The sequence below is a fragment of the Novosphingobium sp. B-7 genome (assembly GCF_000410615.1).
Lineage (GTDB): Bacteria > Pseudomonadota > Alphaproteobacteria > Sphingomonadales > Sphingomonadaceae > Novosphingobium > Novosphingobium capsulatum.
The window spans coordinates 1-241 of record NZ_APCQ01000709.1; the positions used below are offsets into that span (position 1 = coordinate 1).

A 241-nucleotide genomic window follows, 5' to 3' on the forward strand; every position below is an offset into this window, starting at 1 on the left:
TTGAAAAATGAAGATGTTAACATAAGGAAGTCGCAAATGAGCGACTAAGTAGTTCTTTGAAAACTGAACGAAACAAACAACGTGAAACGTCAATTTTTATTTTAGATGCTAGACAAACTAACTTTATTGGAGAGTTTGATCCTGGCTCAGGATGAACGCTGGCGGCGTGCCTAATACATGCAAGTCGAGCGAATGGATTAAGAGCTTGCTCTTATGAAGTTAGCGGCGGACGGGGGAGGAA

General features: G+C 41.5%; 1 rRNA gene. It reads left to right on the top strand.

From position 1 onward, the window contains the following. Positions 1-123: 123 nt before the first annotated feature. Positions 124-241, top strand: a 16S ribosomal RNA gene (locus H926_RS0107685); the annotation flags it as partial.